A 17,795-nucleotide genomic window follows, 5' to 3' on the forward strand; every position below is an offset into this window, starting at 1 on the left:
ATTTTGCAGCAAAACGGCGATGACCCGCGCGGCATTAGGCCAGATTGTGAAGAATCAATGTCCAATCCCGGCTATCTGCATCCATAGCGCGAGCATCGCTTTCCAACGCCATGCTCGGAATTTCATGAACGGCGACCCACGGCCTGCGTGGCGACTTGTTCCTCGCCCGACGACGATCCTGCTCGCGGCACTGCTGAGCGGCTGCGCCCACTATGCCGCGCTGCCGTTGGCTGCCGATCCACTGCTGGCACCCACGATCGCGGTGTTGGATCATCCGGGAGCTGCGCTGCCGACCGGCCCGTTGTCCGTGTCTGACGTTGTCGACCTCGCGCTTGCCAACAATCCCGAGCTCAAGGCGGCCCGACTGAAGCGTGCCATTGCCGCCGGGCAGACGAAACAGGCCTCGACCTTGCCCAACCCGTCGCTGACCGGCGCGTTTCTGCCGCTGCTGTCGGGCGTGGGCTCGGTGCCGGCCTGGAATGTCGGGCTCGGCCAGGATCTCAAGACGCTGCTCACCTATCGCACCCGCCGCCGCGCCGCGCAGGATAGCGAGCGGCAAGTCGTCGCCGATGTCGTGTGGCAGGAATGGCAAGTCGCGGGCCAGGCGCGCCAGATCGCGAGCGACCTGATCGTCGGGCGCACCAGCCGCGCGAGCTATCTCGCCGCTTATCAGTTGCTCGCCGCGCGCAATGCCAAGCTCGAACAGGCGCTGGCGGCGCGGAACGTAACGCTGGTGACCGTCGCGCCCGATCGCGTCGCGCTGCAGGCGGCGCGCAGCGCGCTCAATGCGCTCGACCAGAAACAGCTCGCTTTGGCGCATCAGCTCAATGCACTGCTCGGCCTTGCCCCCGATGTTGTCGTGCCGCTGGCGACGCAGGTCGAGTTGCCCCCGTTCGACCCGGCTGCGATCCGCGCCGGGCTCGCCACGCTGCCCGAACGGCGCCCGGATCTGATCGCGCTGCGCATGGGCTATGCCGCAGCGGACGAGCAAGTGCGCCAGGCGATCCAGTCGCAATTCCCCGATCTGGTGCTCGGCGGCAGCGTCAGCAGCGACAATTCCAGCGTCGTCAATGGCGGCCCCAATGCGACGCTCAGCCTGCCCGTGTTCGATCGCAACCAGGGCAATGTCGCGATCACGCAGGCAACGCGCGCACAACTCCACGCCGATTATGCCGCGCGGCTGGCATCGACGGTCGGGACGGTCGGCGCGATGCTGCGCGAGATGGAGCAACTCAGCGCCCAACTCGCCGAGGCGCGCCGCGACCTTCCCGCCGCGCGCCTCGCCGCCGAGCGCGCGCAAGCGGCGTTCGGTGCCTCCAATCTCGACGAACGCGGCTATGTCGATCTCGTCTCGAACCGCTTTGCCAAGGAACAGGACATCATGACGCTGGAACTGGCGCTGCTCGACCGGCAGATCGCGCTGCAAACGCTGGTCGGCGACGGCCTGCCGACGGTCGACACCGGGGCGACCGCGCAATGAGGGCGCTGATCACGTTGACCGCAGCGCTTGCGCTCGCTGGCTGCGGTGCCGCGTCCGAGGAGACCAAGGCCGAGCCGCAAAGCGTGCTGGTTTCTACGGCCCCGGCGAAGCAGGGCGCGCTGCCGCAAACGGTCACCGCTTACGGATCGGTCGCACCCGCGCTCAACGGAGCCCAAACCTTCAGCGAAGCGCAGCCGGGGCAAGTGACCCGGCTGCTCGTCACGCCGGGCGCGACGGTGCGGCGCGGGCAAGCGCTGGCGGTGTTTGTCCCTGCGCCCGCCAGCCGCAGCGGCTATCTTCAGGCGGTCGAGGCGCTCGATTCGGCGCGCAAGCAACGCGCCACCACCGCACAGCTGCTTGCGCAGCAACTGGCGACACAGGATCAGCTGGTTCAGGCCGACAAGGCCGTGGCCGATGCGCGGACTGCGTTGGCCGCACTGCAAGCCGAGGGTGCTGGCCGCGCCGTCCACACGCTGACCGCGCCGTTCGATGGCATCGTCACCGCCGTAAGCGTTGCGCAAGGCGACCGCACGCAAGCCGGAGCCACACTGCTGACCGTCGTACGCGCGGGGGGCATCGTCGTAACCGCCGGGATCGATCCGGCGGAGCATGGCACGGTCGCGGTCGGCCAGTCGGCCTCCTTGCTCCGTTTGTCGGGCGGCGCGGCGCTTACCGGCCATGTGCTGCGCGTCAGCCAGGCCCTCAACGCCAAAACCCGCATGGTCGATGTCGATATCGCCTTTCCCGCAGGGGCCTTGCTGCCCGGCGAAGGCATTCAGGTCGCAATCGCGACCGGGCAAGTTTCGGGCTGGATCGTGCCGCACCGCGCGGTGGTGACGGCGGGCGGGGTGCCGCATGTCTTTCAAATCTCGGGCAGCAAGGCCAAGGCGGTGCCGGTTACCGTCCTGCTCACCTCCAATGCGGGCGACGTCGTCAACGGCGCGATCGATCCGCAGCGCCGCCTGATCGTCGAGGGGGCGTATCAGGTCGGTGATGGCGATGCCGTGCGGTGGGCGCACTGATGCTCGAACGCTTGCTGCGCGAGCAATCGCGCGCCTTTGTTCTGATCGCGCTTGCGGTCGCGCTGGCGGGGATTGTCGCAGCGCTCGCGTTGCCGGTTGGGCTGTTCCCGCAAGTCTCCTTCCCGCGCGTGGTGGTCGATCTCGATTCGGGCAGCCGCCCCGCCGACCAGACCGCACTCACCGTCACGCGCCCGGTCGAAGAGGCGATCCGCGCCATTCCCGGCGTGCGCGATGTGCGCTCGGGCACCAGTCGCGGCACCGCGCAGATCTCGATCGATTTCGGCTGGGGCCGCGACATGACCGCCAGCACCTTGCTGGTCGATTCCGCTTTGGCGCGGACGCTGCCAACGCTGCCACCGGGCACGCAATATACCGTGCGCCGGATGGACCCGACGGTGTTCCCGATCATCTCCTACGCGCTCGTTTCCGAAACGGTCGATCCGGTGGCGTTGCAGGAGATCGCCAAATATCAGGTGACACCGCTGCTTTCCGCCATTCCCGGGCTGGCGCGCGTTGGCGTGCAGGGCGGCGGCACTGCCGAGGTGCAAGTGCTCGCCGATCCGCACCGGCTCGCCGACCACAATCTGTCGATGGCGGACCTCAGCGCGGCGATCAAGAACGGCAATGTGCTGAGCGCGGTCGGGCAAGTGCAGGATCGCGGGCGGCTGTCGCTGGTCATCGCCGATCGCAGCGTGGCGAGCGCGGCGGAAATCGGCGCGATCGTGATCAGCGCCGATCCACAAGGCGTGCTGCGCGTCCGCGATGTGGCGACGGTGCAGGAGGGCGCGGTGCCGGTGTGGCAGCGCATCGTCGAGGATGGCAAACCCGCCGTGCTGTTCAACATCTATGAACAGCCCGACGGCAATGCCGTGCAAATTGCCCAGGCGGTGCAGCAGAAACTGGCAAAGCTGGCGCTGCCGAGCGGCGTCAGGCTGGTGTGCTGGTACGATCAAAGCGCGCTGGTGACCGAAGCGGTGGCGAGCGTGCGCGATGCGGTGCTGATCGGTCTGGTGCTGGCGGCCCTGGTGTTGCTGGCGTTCCTGCGGAGCTGGCGCGTCACGCTGATCGCGGCGATCGTGGTGCCGACGACGCTCGCCGCCACGGTGCTGGTGCTGAGCGTGCTCGGGATGAGCTTCAACATCATGACGCTGGGCGGGATCGCCGCCGCCGTCGGCCTGCTGATCGACGATGTTATCGTGATGGTCGAACATATCGCGCGCCGCGCGGGCGCGAGTGGCGCGGACGGCACGCCGCGCGGCGCTGCCGCCGTCATCCCGGCGGCGCGCGAGTTTCTGGCACCGCTGACCGGATCGAGCCTCGCCACGCTGATCGTGTTCGTGCCCTTGTCCTTCCTGACCGGGGTGACCGGGGCCTTTTCCAAGGCGCTGTCGCTGACGATGGCGGCGGCGCTCGCGATTTCCTGGGCAATGACGGCGTTCGTCGTGCCGGTGCTGGTACGTTGGCTGGTCGATTTCGACACGTGGCATGATCCGGGCGAAGGCAAGGACGACCGCATCGCGCGGTTGCACAGCCGCGCACTCGACCGGCTTAATGCTCGGCCCTGGCTGCTCGCGGTCATTGCGGTGCCGCTGCTGCTGCTTGGCTATGTCAGCTACACCAATGTGCCGAGCGGCTTCATGCCCAAGGTCGATGAAGGCGGGTTCGTGATGGACTATTATACCCCGCCCGGCACCTCGCTCGACGAAACCGAGCGGGAGGTCGGCCAGATCGATGCGATGCTGCGCGCCAATCCCGATGTCCTCACTTTCTCGCGCCGCCTTGGCACCGGGCTCGGCGGCGATTTGGGGCAAAGCTATCATGGCGATTATTTCGTCCGGCTGAAGCCCGCCCACGCCCCGACCGAAGAGGTCGCCGCCGAAGTCGCGCGGCAAGTGACCGCCAAAGTGCGGGGCGTGCAGATTGAAGTGGCGCAATTGATCGAGGATTTGATCGGCGATCTCACCGCCGTGCCGCAGCCGATCGAGGTGAAGCTCTATGCGGATGATCCGGCGGTGCTGCCGGGCGAGGCCAGAAAGGTCGCCGCGCTGATCGGCAAGATCGATGGCGTGGTCGAAGTGAAGGACGGCGTGCAACTGGCCGGCGATGCGCTCGACGTGAAGATCGATCCGGTCCGCGCGGGGCTGGAAGGCGTTACCCCCGCCGATATCGAGACCCAGCTTAACGCGGCGCTGACCGGCAGCGTGGCGACCACGCTGGCGCAAGCCAGTAAAGCGGTCGATGTGCGCGTGCGCTTGCCCGAGGCGCTGACGATCAGCGAGACCGGGCTGGCGCAGCTCCCGATCCGCGCGATCGACGGGCATGTGTTCCCGCTGTCGCGCGTCGCGTCGCTCAAGTCGGTCACCGGCCAGCCGCAAATCAGCCGCGAAAATCTGGAGCCGATGATCGCGGTGACCGGTCGCATTCAGGGGCGCGGCATCGGGGCCGCCGTCGCCGATGTCACTGCGGCGCTCGACCGGCCGGGTGCGCTTGGCCCCGGCATCCGCTACGAACTAGGCGGACTGTACCAGCAGCAACAGATTGCCTTTGCCGGGTTGGTCAAGGTGTTCGGCGCGGCACTCGTCGCCGAATTCGCGCTGCTGTTGATCCTCTATCGGCGCTTCTGGCTGCCGGTCATCATCATCGGCTGCTCGCTGCTATCGACCACCGCCGTGTTCACCGCCTTATGGGCATCGGGGGTCGATCTCAACATCACCGCGCTGATGGGGATGACGATGATCATCGGCATCGGCACCGAAATGGCGATCTTCTACGTGTCCGAATTCGAAGACCTTGCCCGGCACATGCCACCGCCCGAGGCCGCGCGCGCGGCAAGCCGCAACCGCCTGCGCCCGATCACCATGACCACGCTGGCGGCGATCTTCACGCTGCTGCCGCTGGCGCTGGCGATCGGCCAGGGGGCCGGCATCCAGCAACCGCTCGCCATCGCGATTATCGCCGGGCTGCTGCTGCAATATCCGCTGGTGCTGCTCGCCATGCCCGTATTGGTGCGGCTAACGACGGGGCGGCGCGCCACCTAATTGCTCTCCATACCCTCTTTTTGCGAATGGTAACGCAATCGCGGCATCTTGGCGTTTCTGCGGGAGCGCGGTACGACCTCCGCCGAGAGAGGAATTTCGTCATGACATTTCGTGTTGCGGCTATGCCGTTGCTGCTGGTCGCTGCGGCGGCCTCCGCCCAGGTCGCAGCGCCGCCCCCGCCGTCTCAGACCGCTCCCGACGCCGGTATGCCCGTGCTGCCCGAATGGACGAAGCCAGCGCTGCGCGGTGCCTGGAACGATATCCGCCTGTCCCCCGATGCGCGCGCCAAGGCGCTGCTCGCGGCGATGACGCGCGACGAAAAGCAGACCCTGGTCTTCGGCTATTTCGGCACCGACTTTCCACGGCTGCAATACCGCGCACCCGCCGCAGCGCATAGCGGCTCGGCCGGCTATGTGCCGGCGATTGCCAGACTCGGCATCCCGGCGCAGCATCAGACCGATGCCGGGGTCGGCGTTGCCACCCAGGGCGGTGCCCCGGTCAAGCGCGAGCGTACCGCCTTGCCCTCCAACCTCGCCACCGCCGCAAGCTGGGATATCGCGATTGCGCGGGCGGGCGGCACCATGATCGGCGATGAAGCGCGCCGGTCGGGCTTCAACGTCATGCTGGCAGGTGGCGTCGATTTGCTGCGCGAGCCCCGCAACGGCCGCAATTTCGAATATGGCGGGGAGGATCCGCTGCTGGCCGGTACGATGGTTGCCGAACAGGTGATCGGCATTCAATCGAACCATATCGTCTCGACGATCAAGCATTACGCGATCAACGACCAGGAGACCGATCGTAACGCCGGCAATTCGGTGCTCGATCACAGCGCGGCGCGCGTGTCCGATCTGCTGGCGTTCCAATTGGCGATCGAACGCGCCGATCCGGGCTCGATCATGTGCTCGTACAACCGCGTCGATAGCGTTTACGCCTGCGAGAATAGCTGGCTGCTGACCGACGTGCTGCGCAGCGATTGGGGATTCAGGGGCTATGTAATGAGCGATTGGGGTGCGACGCACAGCACCGTCGCCGCCGCCAAGGCCGGGCTAGACCAGGATTCGGGATTTCCGTTCGACAAGGAACCCTATTTCGGGCGGCCGCTGCGGGACGCGCTCGATCATGGCACGGTCCCCGCGGCCCGGCTCGACCTGATGGCGCACCGCATCCTGCGCGCGCTGTTCGCGCAAGGCGTGTTCGAGCGTCCGGTGAGCGAGCAGCCGATCGACTATGCCGCCCATGCCGCGGTGACGCGCGCCGGAGCGGAAGCCGGGGCTGTGTTGCTGAAGAACGAACATGGTTTGCTACCACTTGCCGCCAGCGCGAAGCGGATCGCGGTGATCGGCGGCCATGCCGACAAGGGCGTGCTCGCCGGGGGCGGATCGTCGCTGGTCTATCCAGTCGGCGGCAATGCCGTGCCCGGCTTGCAACCGACAATTTGGCCCGGGCCGATCATGTATTACCCGTCCTCGCCGCTCGACGAGATCAAGCGGCAGGCCCCGGGTGCCACGGTGCGTTACGCCGATGGCAGCGACCCCGCCGCCGCTGCGGCGCTGGCCCGGGACAGCGATGTGGTGATCGTGTTCGCCACGCAATGGGCGGGCGAATCGTTCGACGTGGCGATGGCGCTCGACGGCAATCAGGACGCGCTGATCGGCGCGGTCGGCACCGCCAACCCTAACACCGTGGTGGTGCTCGAAACCGGCGGGCCAGTGGCGATGCCGTGGATCGATCAGGCCGGGGCGGTACTCGAGGCCTGGTATCCGGGCACGGCCGGGGGCAAGGCCATCGCCAACCTGCTGTTCGGCAAGGCCAATCCCTCGGGTCGCCTGCCCGTGACCTTCGCCCGCAATGTCGATCAACTGCCCGATCCAGCCCAACCGCATAGCGGCGACGTGGTGTATAAAGAGGGCGCGACGGTCGGGTATAAATGGTTCGATGCCAAGGGGATCGCGCCCTTATTCCCCTTCGGCCACGGCCTGTCCTACACGCGCTTCGTCAGCGAGGGCCTGCACGCAGCCACGCCGGGCGGCGTGCTCACCGCGACCTTCACCGTGCGCAACACCGGTGCGCGGGCTGGGGCAAGCGTTCCGCAGCTCTACGTCGCCCCGGTCGCGGGCGGGTGGGAGGCCCCGAAGCGTCTTGCCGCTTTCACCAAGGTCGCGCTGGCACCCGGCACGCGCAAGGCGGTGACGCTGACGGTCGATCCGCGTTTGCTCGCCACATGGGATGAAGCCCACCATCGCTGGCACATTGCCGGGGGTGCCTACAAGGTCATGCTGGCGGACTCGGCCCGCGACATCCGCCAAACGGTTACGGTGACCCTGCCCGAGCGCACGCTGCCCGCCACCTGGCGCGCCCGCTAAAGCGGGGCGCGTCAGGCGTTGCCGGTTTCCGGCACGCGCAGCATCGCAAGCGCCGCCAGCGCCATCACCGCCGCCGCAAACGCCATCGTCCAGATCGGCTCGGTCGGAAAGAATGCCTTGAGCACGGAGCCCATCACGGTCGCCACCAGCAATTGCGGCACGACGATGAACACGTTGAACAGGCCCATATAGATGCCGAGCTTGGCCTGCGGCAGGCTGGAGGCAAGGATCGCATAGGGCATGGCGAGGATTGAAGCCCAGGCGATCCCGACCCCGATTTCGCTCAAAACCAGCAAATTGGGGTCGCGGATGACAAGGAAGCTCGCATAACCAAGGGCACCGCAGAGCAGCCCGATACCATGCGTGCGTACCTTGCCGATCCGCGCTGCCAGCCGGGGCAACACCAAGAGCGCCACGATTGTCGCGACGCCATTATACACCGCGAACAGCACCCCGACCCAATCGCCACCGGCATTGTACGCGGCGCTCGTCGGGTCGCTCGAGCCGAAGGCATATTGGGCGACGACGGGGGTGGTGTAGATCCACATGATGAACAGCGCCGACCAACTGAAGAACTGCACCAGCGCGAGCCGCTTCATCACCGTCGGCATCCCCGAAAAGTCGCCGATGATCAGGCTGAGCGGATTGTCGGCCTTGCCGCCGCGCGCGAGCAGGATCGCGGCGATGCTGGCCAAACCATAAGCGATCAGCAACGCCCCCAGCAGATAGACCTCCTTCTGTAGGCCAAGCGTGGGCACCGTGACCACGACGCCTGCGCCCGCTGCGATCCAGCCGAGGCTCGCGCCCAGCCCGCGTGCCGCGAGCGCGTGGACGGGTTGCGTCGTGGGCTCGCCGAGCATCGGCTCGCCAAAGGCCTGCATCTCGGCCGGGCTATATTCGCGCGTCGTGCCGACGGTCCACAGCACCGCCAGCAGCAACGCCGCACCGCCGAACCAGAAACTGTAGCGAACCGTCGCAGGAATCCCGCCGAGCGCATCGCCCGACACGCCAAGATGAGTCAGCACGAACGGAAAAAGTGAACCGACCACCGCGCCTGCACCAATAAAGGCAGTCTGTAGCGCATAGCCCGCCGTATGCTGATCCTTGCGCAGCATATCGCCGACAAACGCGCGAAACGGCTCCATCGACACGTTGATCGACGCATCCAGCACCCACAGCGTCAACGCCGCGAACCACAGGATCCGGGCATCGGGCATGACGAACAAGGCCAGCGCCGCCAGCACCGCGCCTGCAAAGAAATACGGCCGCCGCCGCCCAAAACGCGTCCAGGTGCGGTCGCTGTAATGACCGATGATCGGCTGTACGAGCAGCCCGGTGAGCGGGGCTGCAATCCACAGATAGGACAGATCATCGAGCGATCCGCCAAGCGTCTGGAAAATCCGGCTCATATTAGCGTTTTGCAGCGCAAAGCCGATCTGGATGCCGAAGAAGCCGAAGCTGATATTCCACAACCCGCCGAAGCGCTGCACCGGTTTCTCGTTCAAGCCCACCTCCCCTGCTGCGGTTCCCCGCAGTCTGTCGTGCCTGACTGCCGACAAGCCCGGTAGCGCACAAGGGTGCATACGAATACGCAAACCACCACGCCGCTTGCGAGGATCGTCCGGAGCCGGGCATGACGGTGCGATGTCGATGACCGTAACCCTCCACCACCAAGGCCAGGAGCAGCGCCCGCTGCTCGTACTCGACTCATTCTGGAGCGATCCCGAATTGCTCCGTGAAGATGCCGCCGCGCTGCGGCTAACCCCGATCGGGCCGCATTATCCCGGTGTGCGTGCGCCCGTGCCGCCCCGGCTGGCCGAGGCGATGCGGGTGAAGGTGGCCCCACTGCTCGCCGCGCATTTCGGGCTCGAGCGCGCACCGGCAGTGTCGGAGGCCTATTATTCACTCGTCACCACGCCCCCGGACGCGCTGGCACCGATCCAGCGTTTGCCGCATTTCGATGGCGTCGAGCCGCGCCGGATCGCGCTGTTGCTGTTCCTCGGTCACGCCGCGCAGGGCGGCACCGCCTTCTACCGCCAACGCGCGACCGGCTATGAAAGCGTCGACGCCGAACGGCTCGAACGTTACTCCACCGAACTCGAGACAGGCGTAGGAAAGCACGGGCTGCCCGCGCCGTCCTATATCGCCGGGGACACGCCGCTGTTCGAGCAAATCGCGGCACAGCCGGGGGCGTTCAACCGCGCGCTCGTCTATGCGGGCAACACGCTGCATTGCGCGTGGCTGCCGCCGGAGGTGCCGCTCACCCCGGACCCGTTGGTCGGGCGGCTGACGCTCAACCTGTTCCTGTTCGACGATTGAGGCTCAGGCACCACTGCTGGCGCGCGCGATCAAACGGGTCGGAAGCGGCGGCGGTGTGATCGCCGTACCGCGTAACTGGCCGAGCAAGGTGCTGACGAGCAACGCACCCGCCTGCCGTGTGTCCTGCGCCACCGTCGACAGCGGCGGCGTGGTCAGCGAGGCCGAGGGAATATCGTCGAACCCGACCACCGCGACATCGCCCGGGATGCTCCGTCCCTCCGCCGCCAGCGCCCGCATCGCGCCGATGGCGATGCTATCGCTCGCCGCGAAAATTGCGTCATACGCCGCACCCCGCGCCTTGAGCGTGGCAACCGCCTCGACACCAGCCTCCTCGCTGGTGATCGCATCGACGCGAAGTGCCGGATCGGCGACCAGCCCCGCTTGCGCCAGCGCATCCCCATAGCCGCGATGCCGTTCCTCAAGCTCGGGATAGCGGCTGTCGGCCGAACCGAGGAACGCAATCCGTCGCCGCCCCTGCGCGATCAGATGCGCCGTCGCTTGCGCACCGCCCCCGCGATTGTCAGAACCGACGGTGATCCCTGCCGGGTCGGTGCCGACCGCCCCCCAGCGTACGACATGCGTGCCCTGTTCGGCCAGATGATCGAGCCGCGCCCGATACGCCTCGTAATCGCCATAGCCGAGCAGGATGATGCCGTCGGCCTTGTGGCTGTCCTGATAGTCGACGTGCCAGTCGCCCGAAAGCTGCTGGAACGAGATCAGCAGGTCGTACCCCGCTCTGGCGCTGGCACGCGTGATCGACCCGAGCATCGACAGAAAGAACGGATTGATCGTCGCGTCCTCGTCAGCCGTCTCTTCGAAGAACAGCAAAGCGAGCGTGTTCGACGCCTGGCTGCGAAGGCTCGATGCGTGTTTGTCGACCGCATAATGCAGGCTGTGGGCGATCGCTTCGATCCGCGCACGCGTCTGCGCATTGACCGATTTCACGCCGCGCAACGCACGCGACACCGTCGGCTGCGAGACACCGGCAAGTTGTGCGATATCGAACGAAGTCGGCCGCTTGGCCATCCCAGTCATACCTGTGTATTGTTTAAATAATACAGCAGAACCCCCGACCCGCCTGCCCTGTGAATACGTATGCCCGCCACTTTTGCAATGACCTCGTCCGAAATATAGCCTGCTCCTAGCCAATCGACGCGGATGACGACGTCGAGGAAACTGAATTTCGTGAGGATGTGCGGGTTCGTCCCGCCTGAGGGGAAGACCAAATGACCAAGTTCATGCCGGGCCGCGCCGATCGCGCGGTTGCGCCGACGCGCCACCTGTCCTTGTCCGCGCGGCTGGGCGAATGCGCCAGCACGACCGCGCTCGCCGCCGCACTGGCGATGCCGGGCGTCGCCTTCGCACAGGCCAGCACGCCCAACGCCAACCCGACCGCCAAGGCGCAGGTCGAGGCGACCACCAGCCAGGCCGATCCGACCCCGCAACCCGCGACCCCGGCGGTGGCTTCGCCTGCGGATGCCCCCGCTGCCGTGGATGACTCCATCGTCGTCACCGGCATCCGCGCCGGCCTTGAATCCTCGGCCAAGATCAAGCGTCAGTCGGTGTTGATCGTCGACTCGGTCTCCGCCGAAGACGTCGGCAAGCTGCCTGACGTATCGATCGCGGACTCGCTCGCACGCTTGCCCGGCGTGACCGCGCAGCGGCTTGAAGGCCGCGACCAGCGCCTGTCGATCCGCGGCCTCGGGCCCGATTTCTCGACGACGCTGCTCAACGGCCGCGAACAGGTCACCGTCGGCGACAATCGTGGCGTGGAATATGACCAGTATCCGTCGGAATTCTTCAAGACCGTCAACGTGTACAAGTCGGCCGACGCCTCGCTGGTCGCCGCCGGCATTTCGGGCACGGTCGACCTGCGCATGCTGCGCCCGCTCGATCAAGGCAAACGCGTCATCGCGGTCAGCGCGCGCGGGGAAATGAACGGGATCAACAAGCTCAATCCCGACGGCACGCGCTACGGCTATCGGGCCTCGGCGACCTATGTCGACAAATTCGCCAACGACACGCTTGGCATCGCGCTGGGTGCGTCGGCCACGCTGACCCCGTCGCAGGACGAGCGCTACAACGCCTGGGGCTATGCCGGCAGCGGCACCGCAGCCAGCCCATTCGTGCTCGGCGGTGCCAAGCCCTATGTCCAGTCGAACGAGCTGAAGCGCTATGGCGGCGTGGCGACGATCGAATGGCGGCCCTCGGACGTGTTCCACTCGACCTTCGACGCGCTCTATTCGCATTTCGAGGAAACGCAGCATCTGCGCGGCATCGAATTCCCGCTCGGCTTTTCCAGCCCCACGCAAAGCGGCGTGACGGTGAGCGATGGTTTCGCAACCACCACGACCTTCTCGGGCGTGCATGCGATCCAGCGCAACGACTATAACCAGCGCAAGGCGGAGAATTTCTCGTTCGGCTGGAACAACGACCTGAAGCTGAGCGAGAAAATCCACCTCAACGTCGATGCGAGCTGGAGCCATGCCACGCGCACCGACTTCCTGCTCGAGACCTATACCGGCGTCGGCTATGGCGGCACCGGCCCCAACGACACCGTCAAGGTCACGCAGCAGGCGAACGGCATCTACAAGATCGTGCCGACGCTCGATTATACCGACACCAGCGTGTTCAAGCTGACCGATCCGCAAGGCTGGGGCTATAACGGCACGCAGGCCGTGGTGCAGTCCGGCTTCCTCAACCGCCCAAGCTTCAAGGACGACCTCAAGTCGCTGCGCGCCAGCCTGAATGGCGAGTTCGACAACAGCATCGTCAAAAGCTGGGAGGCCGGTGCCAATTACAGCCGCCGCGAGAAAACCAGCGCCTACCAGTCCTACTTCCTCTGCCCCAAGGGCGCGGGCACGAATTGCACCGTCGCAAGCGGCACGCCCACTTCGGCACCGATCCCGAGCCAGGCGATCCTCGGCAAGATCCCGCTCGACTATCTCGGTGTGCCGGCGGTGCTCGCGCTCAATCCGCTGTATCTCTACAATAACAGCTTCAACACCTTCTACGACAACCGTCCGTCGTCGTTGGTGCGCGACAATGTCGTGACCGAAAACGTCTATACCGGCTATGCCAAGATCACCATCGACGGCGACGTGGGGGGCAAGGCGCTCAAGGGCTCGATCGGAACGCAAGTCGTGCATAGCGAGCAGCGCTCCGACGGCCAGATCGCCAGTGTCGTCAACGGCGTGGTGACGATCGCCCCGGCCTCGCAGAAGGTGAGCTACACCAACGTGCTGCCCTCGGCGACGATGGCGGTGGAGCTGATCCCGCTTGGGTACGTCAAGCTTGGTGCATCGCAGACGATGGTGCGCCCGCGCCTCGATCAGGAGCGCGTCACGCAGGATGTCGCCATCAACGTCGCCAACATCCAGACCAACAATACCAATGCCGGGCTCAATCCGGTGTTCACCTCGTCCGGCGGCAACGTCGCGCTGAAGCCCTATCAGTCGACCAATATCGACGTGTCGCTGGAAAAATATTTCCACGGCGGCGGCTATGTCGCGCTGTCGGGCTATTTCAAGCATCTCACCGACTTCGTCGATCCCAATAACAGCTATGCCTATGACTTCTCATCGCTGCTCGGCGCGTTGACCCCGGCCCAGCAAGCGATCGTCACCGCCAACAAGCTGACCATCGGCAATGTCAGCGCCCCCGCCAACACCGGGCGTGGCACGGTGCTGGGGCTGGAGGCGACGGTGTCGGTGCCGTTCAAGTCGCTGACCAAGGTGCTGGATGGTTTCGGGGTGTTTGTCTCGGGCAATTACACCGAATCCGAGATCAAGTTCGCGAGCAACCCGACCCAGCCGATTACGTTGCCCGGCCTGTCCAAATGGACCGGCAGCGGCACCGTCTATTACGAGAAGAACGGCTTCCAGGCGCGCGTGAACTATCGCTACCGCTCGTCGTTCCTGGCCGAGGTGGCCGGCCTTTCGGCCAACCCGACCTATCGCACCGCGCGATCGGAAGGCATCCTCGACGCGCAGATCGGTTATGAATTCCAGGAGGGCTTCCTCAAGGGCTTCGCGATCCTCGCTCAGGCGAAGAACCTCACCGACCGGCCGTTCGTGACCTATCAGAATGACGACCCGCGCCAGGTGATCGATTATCAGCGCTACGGACGGGACTATTATCTGGGCGTCACGTACAAGTTCTGAACGACGATGCCATCGGCGAGCGGTGGGGGCTCCTCACCGCTCGCCCTTCCGGTACCTGAAATTGAGTAAGCGGGGACGCGGACCATGGCCAATCCTGCGGAGCCGAATGGCTCCAGACCGATCCGGATCGTCATTGCCGGCGGCGGCACCGCCGGTTGGATGACGGCGGCCACGTTCGCGCGCTTTCTGGAGGTCGGCTTCGAAATCGACCTGATCGAATCCGAGGAGATCGGCACGGTCGGCGTGGGCGAGGCGACGATCCCCCAAATCCGGCTGTTCAACGACGCGCTCGGGCTGGACGAGGACGCGTTTCTGCGCGCGACACAGGGGACGTACAAACTCGGCATCGAATTTGTCGATTGGGGTGCACCCGGCCAGCGCTACATGCACGCCTTTGGCGACATCGGCCGCGATGTCGGGTTGCTGCCGTTCCATCATTATTGGCTGCGCGCGCGAAAACTGGGGCTGGCGGGCGATCTCGCGGCCTATTCGCTGAACAACCAGGCGGCGCTGGCGGAGCGGATGCAGCGCGGTCCGGCGCGTACCGCGCGCGTACTGCCGGACATGCCTTATGCCTTTCACTTCGACGCGGGTCTCTATGCGCGCCATTTGCGCCGCTACAGCGAGACGCGCGGCATCAACCGCATCGAGGGCAAGATCGTCCGCGTCACGCAGAATGATATAGGCGACGTGTCGGGGCTGGTGCTCGAAGATGGCAGCGTGGTCAGCGCGGACCTGTACATCGATTGCACCGGTTTCCGCGGCCTGCTGATCGAACAGACGCTCCACACCGGCTATGACGACTGGACGCACTGGCTCCCCGCCGATCGCGCGCTGGCGGTGCCGTCGGCGCGCAGTGCTGCCTTCACGCCTTATACCCGTTCGACGGCGAAGGCGGCCGGCTGGCAATGGCGGATTCCGCTGCAGCATCGCACCGGTAACGGCATCGTCTATGCCTCGGCGCATCTGAGCGACGACGAGGCGACCGCGACGCTGCTCGCGGGGCTCGATGGGGAGGCGCTCGCCGACCCGCGCCCGATCCACTTCCGCACCGGCAAGCGCCGCAAATTGTGGAACCGCAATGTCGTCGCGATCGGCCTCGCCGGGGGCTTCCTCGAACCGCTCGAATCTACCAGCATCCATTTGATCCAGTCGGCGATCGCGCGACTGATGAAGCTCCTGCCCGGCCACACCATCGCCGAGGCCGACCGCGTCGAGTTCAATCGCCAGAGCGACTTTGAATATGAGCGCATTCGCGACTTCATCATCCTGCACTACGCCGCCAACGCGCGCAGCGAGCCGTTCTGGCGGATGTGCCGCGACATGGAGCTGCCCGAAACGTTGTCGGCCAAGATCGACCTGTGGCGCGGCAACGGCCATATCACGCGCGAGCATGAGGAATTGTTCACCGAGGTCGGCTGGCTGCAGGTGTTCGCCGGGCAGGGCGTAATACCAACGGGGCACCATCCGCTCGCCGACGCGATCCCGGCAAGCGACCTCGCAGAATTCATGGACACGATCGCCAAACTCAATGCCCGCGAGGTCGCCCAGATGCCGAGCCATGCCGATTTCATCGCGCGCCACTGCGCCGCGCCGCAGCCGGTGACGGCATGAGCATCGCCGCCGCGCTGCTGCTGGCGCTCACTGGCCCGGCGATTGTCCCGATCGAGCAGGTGCGCGCGCGTGCGGCCGAAGACGAAATCATCTATTTCGTGCTGCCCGATCGCTTCGACAATGCCGATCCGACCAACGACACAGGCGGGCTGACTGGCGACCGGCTGGCAACCGGCTATGATCCGACGGCCAAGGGCTTCTATCATGGCGGCGATCTGAAGGGGCTGACACGGCGGCTTGACTATATCCAGGCGCTTGGCGTTACCGCGATCTGGATCGGGCCGATCTTCAAGAACAAGCCGGTCCAGGGCGCGGCGGGACAAGAGAGCGCGGGCTATCACGGCTATTGGATCACCGACTTCACCACGGTCGATCCGCATTTCGGCACCGATGCCGATTTCGCGACCTTCGTCGATGCGGCGCATGCGCGCGGGATCAAGGTCTATATGGACATCATCGCCAACCACACAGCCGATGTGATCCAGTATCGCGAATGCATCGGCAAACCCTGCGCGTATCGCAGCACGGCCGATTACCCGTATCAGCGGCGCGGCGGCGTAAGCGGCACGCCGATCAATCCGGGCTTTGCCGGCGATGCCGTGCAAACGCCCGAGAATTTCGCGCGGCTGACCGACCCGGCTTATGCCTATACGCCCTTCGTGCCCGCAGCGGAGCAGACCGTCAAAGTCCCGGCGTGGCTCAACGACCCGCGTTATTATCACAATCGCGGGGACTCGACCTTTGCGGGCGAATCCGCGCGCTATGGCGATTTCGCCGGGCTCGACGACCTGATGACCGAGGACCCACGTGTCGTCGCCGGATTCATCGCCATCTACGGAAGCTGGATCGATCGCTTCGGCATTGACGGCTTCCGTGTCGACACCGCACGGCACGTCAATCCCGAATTCTGGCAGGCGTTCGTCCCGGCAATGCAAACGCGCGCGGCGGCGCGCGGCATCCCCAACTTCCCGATCTTCGGCGAAGTCTATTCGGAGACCGTCGATCCCGGTTATACCGCGCAATATACCCGCCGCGACGGCTTCCCCGAAATCCTCGATTTCTCGTTCCAGGCGGCGGCGCGCGCGATGCTTTCGGGCAAGGCCGGGACCGACCTCTTCGCCAAGCTGATCGACGGCGACGTCCTCTACGGAGGCGGCGACGCCACCGCGCAACGCTTGCCGACCTTCCTTGGCAATCACGACATGGGGCGGATCGGGCATATGCTCGATCTGGCGTGGCCCAATGCGACCGAGGCCGAGCGGCTGCAGCGCCTCACGCTCGCGCATGTCCTGCTGCTGTCGGCGCGCGGCGTGCCGACAATTTATTCGGGCGACGAACAAGGCTTCACCGGCCATGGCGGCGACCAGGACGCGCGCGAGGACCTGTTCGCCAGCCACGTCGCCAGTTACAACGACAACCGCCTGATCGGCACGGCGACGACCACCGCGACCGCGCATTTCGGCACCGAAAACCCGATTTTCCAGACGATCGCCAAGCTCGCCCAAATCCGCCGCGACCATGCCCAATTGCGCCACGGCCGCACCGTGGTGCGCGCGGCGTCGGACAAGCCCGGCCTGCTCGCCTTCACCCGCGGTGCCGATGACGGGCATGAAATCTTGGTCGCGCTCAACACCTCGAACCGGCCGGTCAGCGCCAATGTCGAAATCGGTGCGCGTTCGGCGGGCTTCACCACGCTCGCGGGCGCGTGTCCCGCACGCGCCGCCGCGCCCGGTAGTATCTCGATCACCCTGCCCCCGCTCGGCTATGCCATCTGCGCCGCCCTCCCCAGCGAATGA

Annotated in this window: 10 protein-coding genes; 8 read left to right on the forward strand and 2 right to left on the reverse strand. The window is 65.8% G+C overall.

What is annotated here, in order from left to right; translation table 11 throughout:
• The first annotated feature begins 124 nt into the window (after nucleotides 1–124).
• From ACP7BY_RS18320 to ACP7BY_RS18335, 4 genes are all read left to right on the forward strand, one after another.
• Nucleotides 125–1,480: a TolC family protein gene (locus tag ACP7BY_RS18320; RefSeq protein ID WP_052192495.1), complete on the forward strand. Its 1,356-nt coding sequence runs from the start codon at nucleotides 125–127 to the stop codon at nucleotides 1,478–1,480.
• Nucleotides 1,477–2,502 (forward strand): efflux RND transporter periplasmic adaptor subunit, encoded by a 1,026-nt coding sequence (locus ACP7BY_RS18325; protein WP_033966603.1) that lies wholly within the window; start codon nucleotides 1,477–1,479, stop codon nucleotides 2,500–2,502. Before ACP7BY_RS18320 ends, ACP7BY_RS18325 begins: the two co-directional genes overlap by 4 nt.
• On the forward strand, nucleotides 2,502–5,540 hold the full coding sequence (locus ACP7BY_RS18330) for an efflux RND transporter permease subunit (protein WP_137903079.1): 3,039 nt from the start codon (nucleotides 2,502–2,504) through the stop codon (nucleotides 5,538–5,540). The genes ACP7BY_RS18325 and ACP7BY_RS18330 overlap by 1 nt, the downstream gene beginning before the upstream one ends.
• Nucleotides 5,541–5,641: 101 nt before the next feature.
• Entirely contained in the window at nucleotides 5,642–7,903 is a 2,262-nt protein-coding gene (locus ACP7BY_RS18335; protein ID WP_033966901.1) for a glycoside hydrolase family 3 C-terminal domain-containing protein, read from the forward strand.
• An 11-nt stretch (nucleotides 7,904–7,914) separates the two neighbouring features.
• Here ACP7BY_RS18335 and ACP7BY_RS18340 read toward each other — a convergent pair whose 3' ends face one another.
• Nucleotides 7,915–9,414, reverse strand: coding sequence for an MFS transporter (locus tag ACP7BY_RS18340; RefSeq protein ID WP_137903059.1), 1,500 nt, complete (start codon nucleotides 9,412–9,414; stop codon nucleotides 7,915–7,917).
• 139 nt (nucleotides 9,415–9,553) lie between these two features.
• On the opposite strand from ACP7BY_RS18340, the gene ACP7BY_RS18345 reads away from it, so the two are divergent.
• Nucleotides 9,554–10,222 carry a DUF6445 family protein gene (locus ACP7BY_RS18345; RefSeq protein WP_231565326.1) on the forward strand — a complete coding sequence of 223 codons (669 nt, stop codon included), beginning with the start codon at nucleotides 9,554–9,556 and terminating at the stop codon, nucleotides 10,220–10,222.
• A 3-nt stretch (nucleotides 10,223–10,225) separates the two neighbouring features.
• Here ACP7BY_RS18345 and ACP7BY_RS18350 read toward each other — a convergent pair whose 3' ends face one another.
• On the reverse strand, nucleotides 10,226–11,248 hold the full coding sequence (locus ACP7BY_RS18350; RefSeq protein ID WP_171010572.1) for a LacI family DNA-binding transcriptional regulator: 1,023 nt from the start codon (nucleotides 11,246–11,248) through the stop codon (nucleotides 10,226–10,228).
• A 200-nt stretch (nucleotides 11,249–11,448) separates the two neighbouring features.
• On the opposite strand from ACP7BY_RS18350, the gene ACP7BY_RS18355 reads away from it, so the two are divergent.
• The 3 genes from ACP7BY_RS18355 to ACP7BY_RS18365 all read left to right on the forward strand — a co-directional run bounded on the left by ACP7BY_RS18355 (nucleotide 11,449) and on the right by ACP7BY_RS18365 (nucleotide 17,795).
• Nucleotides 11,449–14,385 (forward strand): TonB-dependent receptor, encoded by a 2,937-nt coding sequence (locus ACP7BY_RS18355; RefSeq protein WP_171010571.1) that lies wholly within the window; start codon nucleotides 11,449–11,451, stop codon nucleotides 14,383–14,385.
• An 84-nt stretch (nucleotides 14,386–14,469) separates the two neighbouring features.
• On the forward strand, nucleotides 14,470–15,999 hold the full coding sequence (locus ACP7BY_RS18360) for a tryptophan halogenase family protein (RefSeq protein ID WP_137903058.1): 1,530 nt from the start codon (nucleotides 14,470–14,472) through the stop codon (nucleotides 15,997–15,999).
• The gene (locus ACP7BY_RS18365) at nucleotides 15,996–17,795 is read left to right on the forward strand and encodes an alpha-amylase family glycosyl hydrolase (RefSeq protein ID WP_033964498.1); all 1,800 of its coding nucleotides are present in this window, start codon (nucleotides 15,996–15,998) and stop codon (nucleotides 17,793–17,795) included. Before ACP7BY_RS18360 ends, ACP7BY_RS18365 begins: the two co-directional genes overlap by 4 nt.

It is taken from the genome of Sphingomonas sp. PSPC2-2, assembly GCF_049897725.1.
Lineage (GTDB): Bacteria > Pseudomonadota > Alphaproteobacteria > Sphingomonadales > Sphingomonadaceae > Sphingomonas.

Excerpts from the sequence above, each read along its gene's own strand:
- ACP7BY_RS18320 (WP_052192495.1), top strand. The coding sequence starts at position 125 with ATGAACGGCGACCCACGGCCTGCGTGGCGACTTGTTCCTCGCCCGACG.
- ACP7BY_RS18325 (WP_033966603.1), top strand. The coding sequence starts at position 1,477 with ATGAGGGCGCTGATCACGTTGACCGCAGCGCTTGCGCTCGCTGGCTGC.
- ACP7BY_RS18330 (WP_137903079.1), top strand. The coding sequence starts at position 2,502 with ATGCTCGAACGCTTGCTGCGCGAGCAATCGCGCGCCTTTGTTCTGATC.
- ACP7BY_RS18335 (WP_033966901.1), top strand. The coding sequence starts at position 5,642 with ATGACATTTCGTGTTGCGGCTATGCCGTTGCTGCTGGTCGCTGCGGCG.
- ACP7BY_RS18345 (WP_231565326.1), top strand. The coding sequence starts at position 9,554 with ATGACCGTAACCCTCCACCACCAAGGCCAGGAGCAGCGCCCGCTGCTC.
- ACP7BY_RS18350 (WP_171010572.1), bottom strand. The coding sequence starts at position 11,248 with ATGGCCAAGCGGCCGACTTCGTTCGATATCGCACAACTTGCCGGTGTC.
- ACP7BY_RS18355 (WP_171010571.1), top strand. The coding sequence starts at position 11,449 with ATGACCAAGTTCATGCCGGGCCGCGCCGATCGCGCGGTTGCGCCGACG.
- ACP7BY_RS18360 (WP_137903058.1), top strand. The coding sequence starts at position 14,470 with ATGGCCAATCCTGCGGAGCCGAATGGCTCCAGACCGATCCGGATCGTC.
- ACP7BY_RS18365 (WP_033964498.1), top strand. The coding sequence starts at position 15,996 with ATGAGCATCGCCGCCGCGCTGCTGCTGGCGCTCACTGGCCCGGCGATT.